Annotated in this window: 15 protein-coding genes; 11 read left to right on the top strand and 4 right to left on the bottom strand. The window is 72.1% G+C overall.

Annotation, left to right across the window (positions count from 1 at the left end; all coding sequences use genetic code 11):
• Positions 1-140: 140 nt before the first annotated feature.
• Together FH608_RS35720 and FH608_RS35715 are read left to right on the top strand one after the other, a co-directional pair.
• The gene (locus tag FH608_RS35720) at positions 141-1,355 is read left to right on the top strand and encodes an FxsB family cyclophane-forming radical SAM/SPASM peptide maturase (RefSeq protein ID WP_139634801.1); all 1,215 of its coding nucleotides are present in this window, start codon (positions 141-143) and stop codon (positions 1,353-1,355) included.
• The gene (locus FH608_RS35715) at positions 1,352-2,671 is read left to right on the top strand and encodes an HEXXH motif domain-containing protein (RefSeq protein WP_139634800.1); all 1,320 of its coding nucleotides are present in this window, start codon (positions 1,352-1,354) and stop codon (positions 2,669-2,671) included. Before FH608_RS35720 ends, FH608_RS35715 begins: the two co-directional genes overlap by 4 nt.
• Before the next feature lie 17 nt (positions 2,672-2,688).
• Here FH608_RS35715 and fxsT read toward each other — a convergent pair whose 3' ends face one another.
• Positions 2,689-5,193: an FxSxx-COOH system tetratricopeptide repeat protein gene (fxsT, locus tag FH608_RS35710; protein WP_317135599.1), complete on the bottom strand. Its 2,505-nt coding sequence runs from the start codon at positions 5,191-5,193 to the stop codon at positions 2,689-2,691.
• Positions 5,194-5,557: 364 nt separating this feature from the next.
• Between fxsT and FH608_RS51845 the strand changes: the two genes are divergently transcribed.
• Positions 5,558-5,725, top strand: a complete 168-nt coding sequence (locus FH608_RS51845; RefSeq protein ID WP_153260806.1) for a hypothetical protein — start codon at positions 5,558-5,560, stop codon at positions 5,723-5,725.
• A 388-nt stretch (positions 5,726-6,113) separates the two neighbouring features.
• Positions 6,114-8,099 (top strand): ATP-binding protein, encoded by a 1,986-nt coding sequence (locus tag FH608_RS35705; RefSeq protein WP_193318814.1) that lies wholly within the window; start codon positions 6,114-6,116, stop codon positions 8,097-8,099.
• Here FH608_RS35705 and FH608_RS35700 read toward each other — a convergent pair.
• A complete protein-coding gene (locus tag FH608_RS35700) occupies positions 8,066-8,671 on the bottom strand; it encodes a hypothetical protein (protein WP_139634797.1) in 606 nt (201 codons plus the stop codon). The genes FH608_RS35705 and FH608_RS35700 overlap by 34 nt on opposite strands.
• Positions 8,672-8,760: 89 nt before the next feature.
• On the bottom strand, positions 8,761-10,209 hold the full coding sequence (gene argG, locus FH608_RS35695) for an argininosuccinate synthase (RefSeq protein ID WP_139634796.1): 1,449 nt from the start codon (positions 10,207-10,209) through the stop codon (positions 8,761-8,763).
• A gap of 152 nt (positions 10,210-10,361) precedes the next feature.
• Here argG and FH608_RS35690 point away from each other — a divergent pair, with 152 nt between their 5' ends.
• The 4 genes from FH608_RS35690 to FH608_RS35675 all read left to right on the top strand — a co-directional run bounded on the left by FH608_RS35690 (position 10,362) and on the right by FH608_RS35675 (position 13,073).
• Positions 10,362-10,832: a VOC family protein gene (locus tag FH608_RS35690; RefSeq protein WP_139634795.1), complete on the top strand. Its 471-nt coding sequence runs from the start codon at positions 10,362-10,364 to the stop codon at positions 10,830-10,832.
• A gap of 63 nt (positions 10,833-10,895) precedes the next feature.
• A complete protein-coding gene (locus FH608_RS35685) occupies positions 10,896-11,411 on the top strand; it encodes a DinB family protein (protein WP_139634794.1) in 516 nt (171 codons plus the stop codon).
• 77 nt (positions 11,412-11,488) lie between these two features.
• The gene (locus FH608_RS35680) at positions 11,489-12,094 is read left to right on the top strand and encodes an RNA polymerase sigma factor (RefSeq protein ID WP_226900188.1); all 606 of its coding nucleotides are present in this window, start codon (positions 11,489-11,491) and stop codon (positions 12,092-12,094) included.
• Position 12,095: 1 nt separating this feature from the next.
• Positions 12,096-13,073 carry a CU044_5270 family protein gene (locus FH608_RS35675; RefSeq protein ID WP_226900213.1) on the top strand — a complete coding sequence of 326 codons (978 nt, stop codon included), beginning with the start codon at positions 12,096-12,098 and terminating at the stop codon, positions 13,071-13,073.
• Here the strand turns inward: FH608_RS35675 and FH608_RS35670 are convergent.
• Positions 13,070-14,194 carry an ROK family transcriptional regulator gene (locus FH608_RS35670; protein ID WP_226900187.1) on the bottom strand — a complete coding sequence of 375 codons (1,125 nt, stop codon included), beginning with the start codon at positions 14,192-14,194 and terminating at the stop codon, positions 13,070-13,072. The genes FH608_RS35675 and FH608_RS35670 overlap by 4 nt on opposite strands.
• Positions 14,195-14,282: 88 nt before the next feature.
• Between FH608_RS35670 and xylA the strand changes: the two genes are divergently transcribed.
• The 3 genes from xylA to FH608_RS35655 are packed head-to-tail and all read left to right on the top strand — an operon-like array spanning position 14,283 to position 17,271.
• Entirely contained in the window at positions 14,283-15,434 is a 1,152-nt protein-coding gene (xylA, locus tag FH608_RS35665) for a xylose isomerase (RefSeq protein WP_139634791.1), read from the top strand.
• Positions 15,431-16,174, top strand: coding sequence for a sugar phosphate isomerase/epimerase family protein (locus FH608_RS35660; protein ID WP_139634790.1), 744 nt, complete (start codon positions 15,431-15,433; stop codon positions 16,172-16,174). Before xylA ends, FH608_RS35660 begins: the two co-directional genes overlap by 4 nt.
• On the top strand, positions 16,171-17,271 hold the full coding sequence (locus FH608_RS35655; RefSeq protein WP_139634789.1) for a Gfo/Idh/MocA family protein: 1,101 nt from the start codon (positions 16,171-16,173) through the stop codon (positions 17,269-17,271). Before FH608_RS35660 ends, FH608_RS35655 begins: the two co-directional genes overlap by 4 nt.
• Positions 17,272-17,333: the final 62 nt, after the last annotated feature.

Here is a 17,333-nt window from a genome sequence, read left to right as displayed (position 1 = left end):
GGACTTATCGCTGCTCGGCGGTTTGACGAGATCCTTTTACCCGCTCATAGTGGTTGTGGTCCACCAGTCGATCGCGCAACGACGCGCCGAATGCTCAAACCTCGGGAGTTGATCAGGGCGTGGCGGCGAACCTCGGATCGATGGGGTGTGCGGACCGCACGGAGTGGCCGGAAACGTTGGATCCGGCCGCGCTCAGGGCCGAGGGATGGGTGCCCACTCCGTTTCGCGAATTCGTATTGAAGGTCAACAGCAGGTGCGACCTTTCCTGCGCGTACTGCTACGTCTATGAAATGGCGGACCAGAGCTGGCGGGACCAGCCGATCCGCATGTCCGCCGCCACCGCCACGCGCACGGCGGCGCGCATCGCCGAGCACGTCAGGGCGCACGACCTGCCCTCCGTCGAGCTGATACTGCACGGCGGAGAGCCCCTTCTGGCGGGCCCCGAACTCATCTCCCATATCGTGACCGCCACCCGCGAGGCGGTCGGCCGGTCCGCCCGGGTGGGCGCCCGCGTGCAAACGAACGGCGTCCGCCTCGACGCCGGTCATCTGCGCATGTTCGCGGAACTCGATATCGCCGTGGCGGTAAGTCTGGACGGCGACGGGAACGCGCACGACCGGCACCGGAAATTCGCCGACGGCCGCGGCAGTTTCGCCGCCGTGTCGAAGTCGCTGCGGCTGCTGCGCGACTCCTTTCCGCACCTGTTCAGTGGTTTGCTGTGCACGATGGATCTGCGCAACGACCCGGTGACGACTTATGAGGCGTTACTCGAGTTCGACCCGCCGAGAATCGACTTCCTGCTTCCGCTCGGCAACTGGTCGTTCCCGCCGCCGGGGCGTTCACCCGGCTCCGCGGCGACGCCGTACGCCGACTGGCTGATCGCCGCCTTCGACCGCTGGTACGCCGCGCCCCGCATGGAGACCGACGTCCGGCTCTTCAGTGAGATCATCCAGTTGCTGCTCGGCGGCCGGTCCACCAGCGAGGCGGTGGGGCTGGCCCCCGTGGCGGTCCTCGTGATCGACACCGACGGCACGATGGAGCTGTCCGACACCGTGCGCTCGTCCTACCCCGGCGCCGCCTCCAGTGGGCTGCGCGTGGACACCCACACCTTCGACGACGCGCTGCTGCTGCCCGAGGCCGCCGCCCGCCAGCTCGGCGAGCCCGCGCTGGCGGCGGAGTGCCGGGCGTGCGAGATGCGGAGCGTCTGCGGCGGCGGCCAGTTCGCCCACCGCTACCGCGCGGGGCACGGCTTCGCCAACCCGTCCGTGTACTGCCCCGACCTGTTGCGGCTCATCCGGCACATCAGAAGGGTCGTGGCGGCCGACCTCGCCGCCCAGCTCGAAAGGCTTCCATGAACCTCCGCTGGCACCGCATGTCCGACGAGGTGTTCGCCACTCTGGCGGCCGGAGGGGGTGGCGCCGACGCCGTGCGCCGGCTCGCCGCCGTCGAACGCAGCAAGCACCTCCTGCTGCTGCGCGGAGTCGTGGAGAGCGCCAGGACGGCGGGCCACCCGGACGCGGGGCGCGCCGCCGACGCCTACGACCGGCTCGCGGCGCTGCAGGACGACGCGCCCGAAGCCGTCGAGTACGTGCTGCGCTACCCGGCCGTGGGAGCCTGGCTCCGTACCACCCTGCTGGACCTCGACCTTTACCACGACCGGGACCCGGCGCGGGCCCGGCCGGGACACCTCGCCGCGGTCACGGCCGCCGCCGCCATCAGGGCCCGCGTCCCGTTCTCCATCGACGTGCCCGCCTCCGGCGGGTCGCTGCCGCTGCCCTCGCTGGGCGTGGCGCTCGTACCGGACGGCACGGCCACGGTGCGGTCCGCCGGCCGGGGCGCGGAAATCTCCGTCCGGGACGTCCGCGTGGCGATCCCCTCCGACCACACCCGCGACGCCCCGGGCTGGCGCGGGGTGCGGCGGCTGACCGTCTCCGCCAACGGCCGCACCCTCGATCTCGTCGTGGACGACGTCGATCCGTACCGCATGCCGGCGGACGTGGCCGACCGGCTGCCCGAGGGAGAGCTGCGGAGCTGGCGTCCCGCCCTGGAGGAGGCGTGGGGCATCCTGACCGCCCACCACCCGACCACGGCCGAGGAGATCGAGGAGGCGCATCGCGTGCTCACCCCGCTGCGCCGGCCCGCCGACAGGCAGGTGAGCGGGACGGCCTCGGAGACCTTCGGCACGATCGGGCTGTCGGGGCCCTCCGACGGCCTCACGCTCGCCGCGACGCTCGCGCACGAGGTGCAGCACGCCAAGCTGGGAGCCCTGCTCGACCTCGTCCGCCTGATCGAGCCCGACGACGGCCGCCGCTTCTACGCGCCCTGGCGGGAGGACCCGCGCCCGGCCGACGGCCTGTTACAGGGCGCGTACGCCTATCTGGGGGTGAGCGGGTTCTGGCGGCGGCAGCGCACCCGCGAGCAGGGCGACAGGGCCCTGCTCGCGCACAGCGAGTTCGCACGCTGGCGTGCGGGTGCCCGCGGTGCCGTGGACACCCTCATGGCCTCCGGCCTGCTGACACCGGCGGGCAAGCACTTCGCCGCCACCATGCGCCGGGTCCTGGCCGCCTGGCAGGCCGAGCAGGTGTCGCCGGCCGCCGCCGCGACGGCCCGCGAGGAGAACGAGCGCCACCTGGCCCGCTGGCGGCAGGCCAACGCGAACGTCCAGGCGTGACCCCGGCCTGAAGGCCCTTAGATCGGCGGGGGGTCGAAGTCGAAGTCGAGCTGCCTGCCCTCCGTCGCCACCACCGTGTCGGGGTGGTCGGGGCCGCGCACCCGCTCGTAGCGGGCGATGGTGCGGGTCTGCAGCTCCTCGGCCCGCTCGTCGTCGCCCCGGCGCCGCAGCACCACGGAGAGGTTGGCGGCGCAGCCGAGCACCAGCGGGTGGTCCTCGCCGAGCAGCCGCCTGGACCGCTCAAGAGTGTCCTCGCCGAGGCTGAGCGCGGCGTCCAGCTCGCCGAGCGCCGTCAGGTCGCTGGCGAGGTTGATCGCCACGGTGAGGGGATAGTGGTGGTCGCGGGTGAGCCTGCCGTCGAGGCCGCGCAGGCTCTGCTCGTTGAGCTTGCGCGCGCTCTCGGCGTCGCCCCGCACCCGGTGCAGCAGCGCCAGGTTGCCCGCGCATCCGTGGTTGTAGGGGTGGTCCTGGCCGTACGCCTGCGGGTAGCGGTTCATCGTGTCCGTGGCCAGCTCGAACGCGGAGTTGATGCGGCCCGTGCTGCGCATGGTGTTGGCGAGGTTCATGGCGGCGGCCAGCGTGTCGGGGTGGCTCGCGCCGTACAGCCGCTTGTAGCGGTCGTAGACGTCCTGTGCCAGCTCGATCGCCTCGTCGAGGCGGCCCGTACGGCGCAGCGCGATCGAGCGGTCCTTGGCGGCGCGCAGGGTCATCCAGTGCTCGACGTCGAGCTCCTGGACGCCGAAGGCGTGGGCGTCCTCGCCGAGGTCGGCGGCCTCCTCGTAGTCGCCGCACAGGCGCACCACCCGGGCGAGGCCGCCCCAGAAGTTGAGGTGGGCGACCTTGCTGACGTCGGGTCTCCGGCTGGAGAGCGTGAAGACGTCCTCGTGCACGGCGCGTGCGCGCTGGTAGTGGCTGATCAGGGCGTAGTCGAGGGCCAGGTTGTTCTTGGCCGACATCAGCTCGAGGTGGTCGGGCGGGTAGGTGGCCTCGTGGCCGCGCAGGACGTCTTCGTCGTGCTGCCGCGCCCGGTCGAAGTCGCCCAGCGCGCGCAGGTCGGCCCCGAACCCTTGCGAGATGAACAGCGTCCGCTCGTGGTCGGGACCGAAGACCTGGCGCGAGCGCTCCAGCGCCGACCTGTCGGTCTCGTAGGCCTTCGGGTAGTCGCCCAGCTCGCGCAGGACGAGGCCCAGCTGCGCCTGGGCCGAGATCACGTGCTCGTCGTCCGGGCCCGACTCCTTGGTCCACTGCTTGAGGAAGCTCTCCACGAAGGCGCGGCTCGTCTGGTGCTGGCCGGACATGTAGAGGTAGCGCACCATGCCGAGCGCGAACTCGCGCACCTCGGGGTCGCGGGTGGAGGCCACCTCGGCGGGCACGATGTGCTGGACCAGCTCGGCGTAGCGCAGCCAGCTGGCCTCGTCGTCGGGGTCGCCCAGCACGGCGCTGGCCAGCAGGCGGTGGACGACCTTGCGGTAGCGGTCCTGCTCCTCCTCGCTGAGGTCGGCGCGGAGCAGCGCCTGGATGAGCCGGTGCACCTGGAGGGTGCGCGTGTCGGGATCGAGCTTGGCCAGGGCGTAGCGGCCGATCACGCGGATGGCCTTGCTGCGCAGCAGCGGCCGGTCGAGGAGCTGCTGGAGGGCCGGCCCCACGGAGTCGGCCACGCCCCAGCGGAAGACGTCGACCGGGATCGGCTCTGGCCCGAAGAAGGCGCAGCAGCGCAGGAGCTCGACCGCCTCGGAGAGCTGTTGCTCCAGCTGGCTCACCGACAGCCGCCAGGCCGCCGTCATGGACCGCGGGTAGTCGAGCGGCTTGGGCGTCTGCAGCGTGTCGGGCATGTGCTTGGCCAGCTGCTGGAGGTATTCGTCCACCGACATGCCGGCCTCGGCCTGCAGCGCGCCCGCCTGCTCCAGCGCGAGCGGCAGGTGCCCCAGCTCGTCGGCGAGCCGCTGCGCGTCGGCCGCCTGGAGACTGGAGGACACGCGCTTGTGCAGGAACTGCACGCTCTCGCCCTGCGTGAACACGTCCACGGGGACGGTCTCGACGACGCTGCGCCACTGCTGGTTGCGCGAGGTGATGAGGACGTGGCCGGGACCGCGCGGGATGAGCTGGTTGATGTCCTCGGGGCGGTCGGCGTTGTCGAAGATGAGCAGCCACCGGTCGTACGGCTCGCCGCGGCGCAGCGCGTGCAGGACGGCGGCGGCGGTGTCGTCGATGCCCACCGCCTTGGCGGGCGGGAGCCCGAGCCGGGGGGCCAGCGCGGCCAGCGCGGCGGGGACCAGCAGCGCCTGGTCGGCGGAGATCCACCAGACGACGTCGTATTCGGACTGGTAGCGCCAGGCGTATTCGACGGCGACCTGGGTCTTGCCGACGCCGCCCATGCCGTGCAGGGCGTGCGGGACCACCGCGGTCACGTCGGAGGCGATGCCGGCGCGAAGTCGTTCGAGAAGGTCTTCCCGACCGGTGAAATTCTTATTGCGCGGAGGTATCTTTTCGCCCCATACCTCCGGCAAACCGCCGCGACCCACCGTCCGAGAAGCCGTCACGCTGACGATCGTAGCAATAGCAGGGCAGGCCTCCTAGCTTGACACAGCGTAGGTGGTCAGCGCGCTGATATTTCATATTATCTTCCGACATTCTGCCAAAATCCTCACATAATTACCTTGCGCACCAATTGGGACATCAAGGGGCAGATCGTTGATCCGATGATCTTCTGTTCGATAGTTCCACCTGGTCACAAAGTTCGCGGCGTGCGCGCCACCCCCTAGGCAAGGCCCGTCATATGGGCGATGCTGTGGCAGGCATGCCTTCACGAAGCGGGCTCGCGTGGCCCGGCTGTGCGAGCGACCGCCCTGGAAGTCTGGAGTGATCGTGGGGAGACAGGAGGATGGTTTGCACGAGCGTGTCGACGAAGGCGACGGTGGCCTGCTCGACCTCTCCGGAGCCTCGCTCCGCGACCTGGCGGCCCTCTCGGCGGAAGACCCCTCCGTGTTCGGCCAGGCGGTGAAGAGGGCGCTGACCCAGAGCGCGTCTCTTCTCAGCTTCTCGCAGAGCATATGACGCCCTCGTCCCGACACGGATCGCGGCCATCTCTTCGACGGGTAAGGGAGGCGACCGGAATGCGGTCGCGCGACGCGACGGCGGACACGCGCGCGGGCCCAGCGGTGGGTCGTTGTGTGAGCGCGCCGCCCACCGGCATAAACTCGCGTCATACGTCGGACCGGGCTCCGCCGGGCGACGGCGCTTTTCCGTGAGAGGAGTCGACAGCCATTTCTGAGCAGTCGCCGCCTTCTCCATGGCAATCGCGCACCCGGCCGACAGGTCGCCTTCCCGCCATTGCCGCACGGCTGTGCATTCAGCGCGGCGGCCGGCGAGCGGGCCGGGCCGGACCCCCGTACCCGAAGCCGATCCTGCTTGCAGGACCCCCATTTCGAATGGGATCGCTGCGATGACTGTCAGCGTGATGGCCCACTATGTCGATCGGCAGCCATATGTCGGCGCACGCCCCTTTCGCCCGCAAGAGTCCGGACAGTTCTTCGGGCGCTCCGAGGCCGTGGCCGAGCTCGCCGACCGCTGGCGGCGGCATCGGCTGAGCGTGCTCACCGGGCCGCCAGGCTCCGGCAAGACCTCGCTGCTCCGCGCTCGGCTCGTCCCTGACGCCGCCCTCCGCGCCACCGCCGTCCTGCCCGTCGGCCGGCCCTTCGGCCCTCCTCCGCCAGCGCTCGCCGCCCTGCCTGAGCACAATCCATACACTCTGGCGCTGCTCTGCTCCTGGGCGCCCGCGACGCCGCCGAGCCACCTGGCCGGGCTGTCCCTGTACGAGTTCCTGCGCCGCGACGCCTCACCCGGCCGCCCGAGCCCGCTCTTCGTGGCGATCGACCAGGTCGAGAAGGTCTTCGAGCGGCACACCCGCCTCGATCCGCACCGCGCCGGCTTCCTGGCCCAGCTGCGCGAGGCCATCGCCGAGCTGCCGGACCTGCACCTCCTCCTGTCGGTCAGGGAGCGGCACCTCGCCGACCTCGAAGGCGCCCTCCGAGCCGCCGGTCCCGCGACCGGTCCCCGGTCCGACCCCGGAGCCGCCCTGGGCGCCCTGGAGCCGTACGTGCTGGGCCCGCTCTCCATGGCCGACGCCGTGGAGGCCGTGGAGCGGCCGGTCCAGGGCAGCGGGAGGTGGTACGCCGACGGCGCGGCCGAGGAGATCGTCTCCGCCGTCGCCACCGGACGCGACGCGGTCGACCCGGTGCTCCTGCAGGCGGTCTGCTCCCGGCTCTGGGCGGCGCTGCCCTCCGACGTCGCGGCCATCACCGTGCAGGACGTCCACGCGCATCCCGGCGTCGAGCGAGCGCTCCGCGAGTTCTGCGGCCAGGCGATCGCCGACGTGGCCGCCGAGCACGACCTCTCGACGCTGCGCCTCGCGTCGTGGCTGCAGCGGACGTTCACCGCGCAGCCCGGCCAAGGCAACGACGCGGCGGAGTCCGCCGCCCGCGAGGGCCTGCCCGCCGCCGTGCTCGCGTCGCTCCAGGACAGATACGTGCTCGCGGCCGGCCCGACGTACCAGCTGCACCACGAGCTCCTCACTGGCCCGCTCCTGAGCGTCGACATCGCCGATCTCCATCCGGGCGGCACCGGTCCCGGCTGGCGACTGTCGGCGGCCGAGTCCGCACTGTTCCGGGGCGATCTGGCCGCCGCCGAGCACAACGCCGGCGCCGTCCTGGGTGACGCGGGCGAGGAGGACCTGACGCTGCTGGCGCGGGCCCGGTCGCGCATGGGGGACATCGCCCATCTCCGTGGCGATCCGCAGCGGGCCGCGTCCGCCTACCGCGCCGCCGCCGCCCTGTACGAGACCCTCCAGGACAACGGGGCCGTGGCCCGGCTGCTGGCCGCCACCGGCCGCTCGCTCCTGGAGCAGGGCCTGGACGTCGAAGCGGTCGAGACCCTGCGCTCGGCCGTCGACCGGCTGCCCGCCGACCTCGCCCTGCAGACCGAGCTGGGCCGGACGCTGTGGCAGGTGGGGCACGGCCGCGCCGGGGTGACCGTGCTCACCGAGGTGCTGAGCGCCGACGCCCACGCGCCCGAGGCGCTGCGGACCCGCGGTGAGATGCTGGCCGATCTGGGCCAGCCCGAAGGCGCCCTGCGCGACCTCGACCGGGTCAGGCCGCACCTGCGCCCGGAGGGCCGCGCCGCACGGGCCCTCTCCCTGCTCGGCACGGGCGACGCCCATGGCGCGGAGGAGGAGGCCGAGGCCGCGCTCGCGGCCGGACCCGGCAACGGGCCCGCGCTGCTCTACACGGCCCGGCTGCGGGCGCTCGGCGGCCACCCCGCCGCAGCCGCGGACCTCGCCCAGCGCTCGCTGGCCGCCACCGCTCCCGCCCTGACCCGCCGGGGGCGCGCGGAGGCCGTTCAGCTCGTGGAGGACCCCTCGGCCAGCGCCTGAGCGGACCTCGTGGCCACCGCCTGGGCTGTCCTCTCCGCCACGGCCTGGGCGGCCTCCGGCTCGACGGCCACCCGGCAGAAGTCGTCGACGCACTGGTCCAGCCGCTGGAACGCCGGCGGCTCCAGCATCTGGCCGCTCATGAACTGGCCGCCCTCGTCGTAGTGCATCCGGGTGTGCCGGGTGGCCTGGCTGGCCAGGTCGTACGCGGCCGTCGCCAGCGCCCGAGCCGTCGCCGCCACCTCGCCTGGGGACAGCACGGTCGCCCGGGAGGCGAGGTCGCCGACGGAGGCGGCCTGCGTCTCGATGGCGGCGAGCCGCTCGTTCATGTCCTCCCAGGGGTGGTGGGCGGCGACCTCGACCTGCAGGCGCAGCTTGAGCGCCCCGCCCAGCAGCTCTCCGTACGCCTGCTCGCGCGCCTGGGTGTGCTGCTCCTCCCGCCGGCGCCGCGCCTCCCGCTCTTCCTTCCTGGCGGCGGCGCGGTTGGTCAGGGCGACGCCCCCGAGGGCACTGAGCGCGCCGACCATTCCGCCGGCCGCCGAGATGATGGCCGTCACGACAGAGGCATCCGCCATGTCAGGAGTCTGGCATTGGATGCCGACTTCTGTAAGACGCTATTTCCGCCGAAAACCGCACAATGCCGGGCCGCAGCCCCCTGACCAGCTCAGTCGGTGCCGAACTCCATCGCCGCGTTGTCGAGCAGCTCGTCGTCCTCGGCCGCCTCCCCGCGGGAGGCGATCGCCTCGGCGCCGCCCTCGGGCATCTCGCCGATCAGCTCGGTCGGGGCCGCCGGCGCGACGCCGATCAGCGACGGGTGCGGGCTGCCGACCATGCCGAGCCTGGCGTACTGCTCCAGCTTGGAACGGGAGTCGGCGATGTCGAGGTTGCGCATCGTGAGCTGGCCGATGCGGTCGACCGGCCCGAACGCGGAGTCCTCGGTGCGCTCCATGGACAGCTTGTCCGGGTGGTAGCTGAACGCCGGCCCCGAGGTGTCGAGGACGCTGTAGTCCTCGCCGCGCCGCAGGCGCAGGGTGACCTCGCCGGTGATCGCCATGCCGACCCAGCGCTGCAGCGACTCGCGCAGCATGAGCGCCTGCGGGTCCAGCCAGCGGCCTTCGTACAGCAGCCGGCCCAGCTTGCGGCCCTCGACGTGGTAGCTGGCGAGGGTGTCCTCGTTGTGGATGGCGTTGACCAGCCGCTCGTAGGCCGCGTGCAGCAGCGCCATGCCCGGCGCCTCGTAGATGCCCCGGCTCTTGGCCTCGATGATGCGGTTCTCGATCTGGTCGGACATGCCCAGGCCGTGGCGGCCGCCGATGGCGTTGGCCTCCAGCACCAGGTCGACGGGGGAGTCGAACTCCTTGCCGTTGATGGTCACCGGCCGGCCCTGCTCGAAGCCGATGGTGACGTCCTCGGCGACGATCTCGACGGACGGGTCCCAGTAGCGCACGCCCATGATGGGCTCGACGATCTCGATGCCCGTGTCGAGGTGCTCCAGCGCCTTGGCCTCGTGGGTCGCGCCCCAGATGTTGGCGTCGGTCGAGTACGCCTTCTCGGTGCTGTCACGGTAGGGCAGGTCGCGGTCGAGCAGCCACTCCGACATCTCCTTGCGCCCGCCGAGCTCGCTGACGAAGTCGGCGTCGAGCCACGGCTTGTAGATCCGCAGCGACGGGTTGGCGAGCAGGCCGTAACGGTAGAACCGCTCGATGTCGTTGCCCTTGAAGGTGGAGCCGTCGCCCCAGATCTGCACGCCGTCCTCGAGCATCGCGCGCACGAGCAGGGTGCCCGTGACCGCCCGGCCGAGCGGGGTGGTGTTGAAGTAGGTGCGGCCGCCGGAGCGGATGTGGAAGGCGCCGCAGGACAGGGCCGCGAGCCCCTCCTCCACCAGCGCCGCCCGGCAGTCGACCAGGCGGGCGAGCTCCGCGCCGTACGCCGTGGCGCGACCGGGCACCGAGGCGATGTCGGGCTCGTCGTACTGGCCGATCTCGGCGGTGTAGGTGCAGGGCACCGCGCCCTTCTCGCGCATCCACGCGACCGCTACGGAGGTGTCGAGGCCGCCGGAGAAGGCGATCCCGACACGTTCGCCGACAGGCAGGGAAGTGAGGACCTTGGACACGAGTAGAAGTATATACATACGAATGCATGTCCATGCAAAACCCCTGCGCCACGTGGCGGCATCGAGCCGCAAAAAAACTTCTCGGGCCGTGTCGATCCGGCGGGGGCGCGTTCGACGCGTTGGTGACACAGCTCATCGGAAGGACAGGCACGATGCAGAAGATCACCACGTACCTCTGGTTCGACGACCAGGCCGAGGAGGCCGCCGCGTTCTACACCTCGCTCTTCAAGGACTCGCGCGTCCTGCACGTCCAGCGGCACGGCGAGGCGGGCCCCGGCCCGGCCGGGACCGCGATGGTGGTGACCTTCGAGCTGGCGGGGCAGCGCTTCATCGCGCTGAACGGCGGCCCGCAGTTCCGGTTCACCGAGGCCATCTCGCTCTACGTCGAGTGCGAGTCGCAGGCCGAGGTCGACGACCTGTGGGCCAGGCTCACCGAGGGCGGGGAGGAGTCGCACTGCGGCTGGCTGAAGGACAGGTACGGCCTGTCCTGGCAGCTCATCCCGCGCGGGATGGAGCAACTGCTCTCCGACCCCGACCCGGCCAGGTCCCAGCGCGCCATGCAGGCGATGCTCGGGATGCAGAAGATCGACCTCCAGGCCATGGAGGCCGCCGCCAACGGCTAGGGCCGCCGCGCGGACGGAAAAACGCCGTGCGTGCCGCGCTGCCGCTGACGTAGCGTCGCGCGCATGAGTTTCCCCCGCGTACGCCCACCCCTGGTGGCAGACGAAACGACCCAGCTGATCGGCTGGCTCGACATGCAGCGCGCGATCGTCCAGTGGAAATGCGAGGGCCTGTCGGAGGAGGACGCCCACCGGCAGGTTCTTCCGGCCTCTCCGCTCATGACGGTCGCGGGCCTGCTCTCCCACCTGCGCTGGACGGAGCACTGCTGGTTCGAGGTGCTGTTCCTGGGCCGCGACTCGGCCTCCAACCCGCAGTTCGACGAGGCGGTGGAGGACGCCGACATGCGGGCCGACGGCGTCCCGCTGGCCCGGCTCCTCGACGAGTACGACCGCCAGTGCCGGATCTCCAACGAGATCGTCGCCACCCATTCGCTGGACGACGTGGGCAAGCACCCCGACTTCCGGTCCGGCGCCGCCAGCCTGCGCTGGATGGTGATCCACATGGTCGAGGAGACGGCCAGGCACGCCGGCCACCTCGACACGATCAGGGAGCTGCTCGACGGCGCCAAGGGCTACTACTGACCGGCTCGGGATAGCCGCGAACTCGAATCCCCGGATCGGGTGAAAGGGGGTGACGGGTCCGGCGACGGGAGCTGAGGGTGATTGCGGAGACAGACTCTGACGAGACGGCGGGCGTCCTGGACGACGCCGAGATCATCCGGCGCTCCCGCCACGAACCGGGCCTGTTCGCGGCGGTGTTCGACCGGCACGCCGCCGCCCTGCACCGTTACGTCACCCGGCGGCTCGGCGACTCGCTCGCCGACGACATCGTGGCGGAGACCTTCCTGGCCGCCTTCAAGCGGCGCGCCCGCTACGACACGGCCCGCGCCGACGCCCGCCCCTGGCTGTACGGCATAGCCGGCAACCTCATCGGGCGCCATCGCCGCACGGAGGTCAGGTCCTACCGGGCGCTGGCCAGGTCGGGCGTGGACGAGGTCGCGGAGAGCTACGCGGACCGGGTGGAGTCCCGGGTCTCGGCCTCGGCGGTGCAGCGGGAGCTGGCCGCCGCCCTGGCCGCGCTGCCGGCGGCCGACCGGGAGGTGCTGCTGCTGATCGCCTGGGCTCAGCTGAGCTACGAGGAGACCGCGCAGGCCCTCGGCATACCGATCGGCACCGTCCGCTCCCGGCTGCACAGAGCCAGGAGGCGCACGCGCGCCGCACTCGGCGGCATCGACCCCACCGGCGAGGAGGACGACCGTGGATGACATGAAGCTGCTCCAGGACCTGCGCGCCGGCGTGCCCGAGCCCGATGCCGAACGGCTCGCGCCGCTGCGCGGGCGGCTGGTGAGCGCCGCCACCGGACGCCGGCGCGCCCGGTCGCTCGCCCTCCGCGCGCTGATCGGCGGGGCGCTGGCCGCGGGCCTGGCCGCCGCCGTGGTGGTCGCCGTGCCCTTCGGCGGGTCGCCCGCGCCGTCCCCCGTTCCGGCCGTCGACACCGGACGCCCCGGCGACGTCGTGGTGCTGGAGCGGGCGGCGCTCGTCGCCGAACGGCGGCAGACCACCGAACCGCGGCCCGACCAGTGGGTCTACACCCGGGTCAGAAATCAGCAGCCGGCCGACGGCCAGGTCACGATCAGGGAGGAGTGGATCAGGTACGACGGCAAGCAGATCGCCGGACGCGGGGAGGACGGCCGGATCGGGATCTCGGACGTGCCTCCCGACCCGGACGACGACGACCTGTCACCCCAGGCGTACCGGGCCAAGCTCATGGAGCTGCCCACCGACCCCGACGAGCTGCTCGCGCACGTCAGCGGTGACCGGCACTGGATCGACAAGCCCAGGGAGGAGGGGGTGCCCCGCGGCTCGGAGCCGCCGGACGCCAGGGCGTACCGGGTGCTGATGGTCTATCTGAACCAGCAGGCCGTGATGCCGCCGAAGGTGGAGGCGGCCATCTACCGGGCGCTGGCCAGGATCCCCGGCGTCAGGATCTCGCTGGGGATGCACGACGCGCAGGGCCGCGAGGCCATCGGCGTCTACTTCGAGAACGAGCCGGGCGACACCGGCGTCTCGACCCGCTACCAACTGCTCGACCCCGACACCTACCGCCTGCTCGAGGACCGCACGGTCTGGCACCGGGCGCAGTATGCCCACGACGGCGGCGACCTGATGTTCGAGGCGGGGAGCGTGTTCGCCGTCACCATGCTCGCCGACAGCATCGTGGACGAGCCGGGACAGACCTCCTAGCCGGCGTCCTGGAGCCCGAGCAGCTGGGCGGGCTCGGCGATGACCTGCTGGATGACCAGCCCCGCCGCGCCCAGCACAGCCGCGTCGGCGCCGATCGCCGACACGACGAGGGCGGGCGGCGTGCCGCGCATGTGGCCCAGCCTGCCGTCCAGCCCCTCCGACACCGGCCCTTCGAGCCAGGGGAACAGCGGCGCGTAGATGCCGCCGAGCACGATGCGGCCGGGGTCGAGCAGGTGCACGGCGGAGGTGAGCGCCACGCCGAGCGCGTGCCCGGCCCGCCGGCACGCCTCCAGCGCCCGCCGGTCACCCGACTCCAGCCGCGCGACCAGGGAGGTGACCGCGGGCAGCTCTCCGAGCAGGGCGTCCTGCCCGGCGTACACCTCCAGGCAGCCCCGGCCCCCGCACCGGCACGCCGGCCCGTCGGGGACGACGACGACGTGGCCGAGCTCGCCCGCCAGCCCGAACGTCCCCCTGAACACCGTCCCGCCGACCACGAGCCCGGCGCCGATGCCGATCTCGCCGGACACGTAGAGGAAGTCGGTCTCCCGCGAGCCGAACCACAGCTCGCCGAGCGCCGCCAGGTTGGCCTCGTTGTCGATCGCGAACGGCAGGTCCACCAGGTCTGCCACGCGCACGTCCCGCCAGCCGAGATGCGGTGCGCTGCGCAGCACCCCGCCCTCGACCGTGCCGGGCACGGCGAGCGCGGCGCCGATGATCCGCAGCCCGGCCTGCTCGGCCTCGGCCGTCGTCTCCTTCACGAGGTCGCGCAGGCTCTGCAGGATCTCCGCCGGGTCGGAGTTGCGGTTGCCGGCCCGCAGGATGCGGCGCAGGCGCACCTCGCGGGTGAGGTCGACGACGCACGCGGCCAGGTAGTCGATGTTGATCTCCAGCCCGAGCGTGGCCACCCGGTGCCCGCTCAGGCTCACCGCCGTCCCGGGGCGCCCCCGCTCGCCGCCGCGTACGGCGCCGCTCTCGGTCACCGCCCCGACCTCCAGGAGGTCGGAGACCAGGCTGGACACGGTGGTCTTGGTGAGCCCGGTCAGCTCGGCGAGCGCGGCCCTGGTGTGCGGTCCCGACCGGTGGATGGCCCCCAGCACGACGGCCAGGTTTCGGGCTCGCATGGAATCATGCCTGACCCCTCTTGACGCCACCATGCCCACCTCCTCAGGATTATGTACAGATTATGGACTAAAGAGAGGGCCCCAGGTAATGCCGAACTTCATTCCCACCCCGGACGACCGCTTCACCTTCGGTCTGTGGACGGTCGGATGGCAGGCGCGCGACCCGTTCGGCGACGCCTCCCGGGCGCCGCTCGACCCGGTGGAGAGCGTGCACCGCCTGGCCGAGCTCGGCGCGTACGGCGTCACGTTCCACGACGACGACCTGCTCGCCGTCGAGCCCGACAGGGACAAGGCCATCGCGGCGTTCAGGAAGGCCCTGGACGAGACCGGCATGAAGGTGCCGATGGCCACCACGAACCTCTTCCAGCACCCCGTCTTCAAGGACGGCGCGTTCACCAGCAACGACCGCGACGTCCGCCGGTACGCCCTGCGCAAGGTCATCAGGAACATCGACCTGGCCGCCTCGCTGGGCGCCACGACGTACGTGTGCTGGGGCGGGCGCGAGGGCGCCGAGTCCGACGCGGCCAAGGACGTCAAGGCCGCGCTGGACCGCTACAAGGAGGGCCTCGACCTGCTCTGCTCGTACGTACGCGAGCGCGGCTACAACCTCCGCTTCGCCCTGGAGCCCAAGCCGAACGAGCCCCGCGGCGACATCCTGCTGCCCACGATCGGCCACGCCCTGGCGCTGATCAACGACCTGGAGCACCCCGAGATGGTGGGCCTCAACCCCGAGGTCGGCCACGAGCAGATGGCCGGGCTCAACTTCGTGCACGGCATCGCGCAGGCGCTCTGGCACGGCAAGCTCTTCCACATCGACCTGAACGGCCAGCACGGGCCCAAGTACGACCAGGACCTGATCTTCGGCCACGGCGACCTCAAGAGCGCCTTCTTCCTGGTCGACCTGCTGGAGAACGGCGGCTACGACGGGCCGCGCCACTTCGACTACAAGCCGCTGCGCACCGAGGACGCCCAGGACGTGTGGGACTCCGCCGCGGCCAACATGCGCACGTACCTCATCCTCAAGGAGAAGTCGCGGGCCTTCCGCGCCGACCCCGAGGTGCAGGAGGCACTGCGCGCCTCCCGCGTGGACGAGCTCGCGCAGCCTACGCTGGCGCCGGGCGAGACCTGGGCCGACCTGGCCAAGGACGACTTCGACCCCGAGGTGGCGGCCGCCCGCGGCTTCCACTTCACCCGGCTCAACCAGCTCGCGCTCGAGCACCTCCTGGGGGTACGTGGATGACGAAACCCATCAGTGTCCAGCTCTACACCGTCAGGGACGCGCTGGCGTCCGACCGGGACACGGTGCTGAGCCGGATCGCGGAGATCGGCTACCGGGCCGTGGAGCCCTACGACCCGACGGACGACCCGAAGGGTTTCCGCGAGGTGGCCGACGACCTGGGGCTGAGCGTGTCGGGCACGCACGCGTACGCGCTGCTGAGCAAGGAGCCGGCCGAGGTCTTCGACGCCATCGCGACGATCGGCACCGACCTGGTGATCGTGCCGGGCGGCATCGCGCACGAGGAGTTCACCACGCGCGACGGGCTCGCGCGCACGGCCGACCTGCTGAACGGGCTGGCCGAGCAGGCGGCCCGGCACGGCATGCGGGTCGGCTACCACAACCACTGGTGGGAGATCGAGCCGGAGATCGACGGCCGGCACGCTCTCGAGGCGCTGGCCGACCTGCTCGCGCCCGAGGTGTTCCTGGAGATCGACACGTACTGGGCGGCCGTGGGCGGGGCGGACGTGCCCGCCCTGCTCGGCCGCCTGGCCGGCCGCGTCCTGGCACTGCACGTCAAGGACGGGCCGGTGGTCAAGGGCGAGCCGCACACCGCGGTGGGGCGGGGCGTCATGCCCGTGCCCGAGATCCTCGCCGCCGCGCCCGAGGCCTGGCGCGTCGTCGAGCTCGACGAGTGCGCGACCGACGTCTTCGCCGCCCTCGCGGACAGCCACGCCTACCTCAGCTCACTGGAGGGCTCTTGACCGACGGCCCCGTCGGCGTCGCCCTGGTCGGCGCCGGGAACATCAGTGGCCAGTACCTCCGCAACCTCACGACCTTCCCCGACGTGCGCGTGCTCGGCGTCGCGGACATCGACACCGAGCGGGCCGCCGCGGTCGCCGGCCAGTACGGCGTGCCCGTCTCGGGTCCCCTCGCCACCGTCCTCGCGGTGCCCGAGGTGGAGATCGTCGTCAACCTCACCGTCCCGTCCGCGCACGCGGCCGTCGCGCTGGAGTCGCTGCGCGCCGGCAAGCACGTGTACGGCGAGAAGCCGCTGGCCATGACCGTGGACGAGGCCACCAAGATCGTGACCGAGGCCGCCAACCTCGGCCTGCGGGTGGGCGGGGCGCCGGACACGTTCCTGGGCGCGGGGCTCCAGTCGGCGCTGCACGCCCTGCGCTCCGGCCTCGTCGGCGAGCCGGTCGCCGTGACGGCCGCCACGCAGAGCCTGGGCCCCGAGTCCTGGCATCCCAACCCCGAGTTCTTCTACCAGCCGGGCGGCGGCCCGCTCTTCGACCTCGGCCCGTACTACCTGACCGCCCTGGTGTCCCTGCTCGGGCCCGTCGCCCGCGTGGCGGCCGGCACGCGCAGGGCCCGCGCGCACAGAGTCGTCGGGTCGGGGCCGAAGGAGGGCAAGGTCTTCCCCGTGGACGTCCCGACGCACGTCAACGCGCTGCTGGACTTCCCCGGCACGGCCACCGCCGCCGCCACGTTCAGCTTCGACTCGCCGATCAACCGGCGGGCCATCGAGATCATCGGCACGGAGGGGGCGCTGTCGCTGCCCGATCCGAACACGTTCGAGGGCCCCCTGCTGGCGCGCGGGCTGCACGACGCCGACTGGCGCGAGCTTCCCGTCACCGGCACCACGGCGGGACGCGGCATCGGGCTGCTCGACCTGGCCCGCTCGCTGCGGGGCGGCTCGCCGCACCGGGCCTCGGGCGAGCTGGCCTTCCACGTGCTGGAGCTCATGTCCTCCATCGCGGAGTCGGGCGAGCGCTCGGAGTTCCGGCCCATCACGTCCACCACGACCTCTCCGGAACCGCTCCCGGCGGACTGGGACCCGCTCACACCGACCCTCTGACCAGCCTCCCGCCCGGCGCGGCGCCGGGCGGGTCGCTTACTCGTTGGCGAGGGACGGGCGGA

The sequence above is a fragment of the Nonomuraea phyllanthi genome (assembly GCF_006334985.2).
GTDB lineage: Bacteria > Actinomycetota > Actinomycetes > Streptosporangiales > Streptosporangiaceae > Nonomuraea > Nonomuraea phyllanthi.
Note: the sequence above shows the minus strand (reverse complement) of the source record. Positions and strands in the feature narration are given on the sequence as shown.

What these genes read in the sequence shown, in the direction of transcription:
- FH608_RS35700 (WP_139634797.1), bottom strand. Translation starts at nt 8,671, where the DNA reads ATGGCGGATGCCTCTGTCGTGACGGCCATCATCTCGGCGGCCGGCGGA.
- FH608_RS35660 (WP_139634790.1), top strand. Translation starts at nt 15,431, where the DNA reads ATGACGAAACCCATCAGTGTCCAGCTCTACACCGTCAGGGACGCGCTG.
- xylA (WP_139634791.1), top strand. Translation starts at nt 14,283, where the DNA reads ATGCCGAACTTCATTCCCACCCCGGACGACCGCTTCACCTTCGGTCTG.
- FH608_RS35670 (WP_226900187.1), bottom strand. Translation starts at nt 14,194, where the DNA reads ATGCGAGCCCGAAACCTGGCCGTCGTGCTGGGGGCCATCCACCGGTCG.
- FH608_RS35705 (WP_193318814.1), top strand. Translation starts at nt 6,114, where the DNA reads ATGACTGTCAGCGTGATGGCCCACTATGTCGATCGGCAGCCATATGTC.
- FH608_RS35690 (WP_139634795.1), top strand. Translation starts at nt 10,362, where the DNA reads ATGCAGAAGATCACCACGTACCTCTGGTTCGACGACCAGGCCGAGGAG.
- FH608_RS35720 (WP_139634801.1), top strand. Translation starts at nt 141, where the DNA reads ATGGGGTGTGCGGACCGCACGGAGTGGCCGGAAACGTTGGATCCGGCC.
- FH608_RS35675 (WP_226900213.1), top strand. Translation starts at nt 12,096, where the DNA reads ATGAAGCTGCTCCAGGACCTGCGCGCCGGCGTGCCCGAGCCCGATGCC.
- FH608_RS35685 (WP_139634794.1), top strand. Translation starts at nt 10,896, where the DNA reads ATGAGTTTCCCCCGCGTACGCCCACCCCTGGTGGCAGACGAAACGACC.
- FH608_RS35715 (WP_139634800.1), top strand. Translation starts at nt 1,352, where the DNA reads ATGAACCTCCGCTGGCACCGCATGTCCGACGAGGTGTTCGCCACTCTG.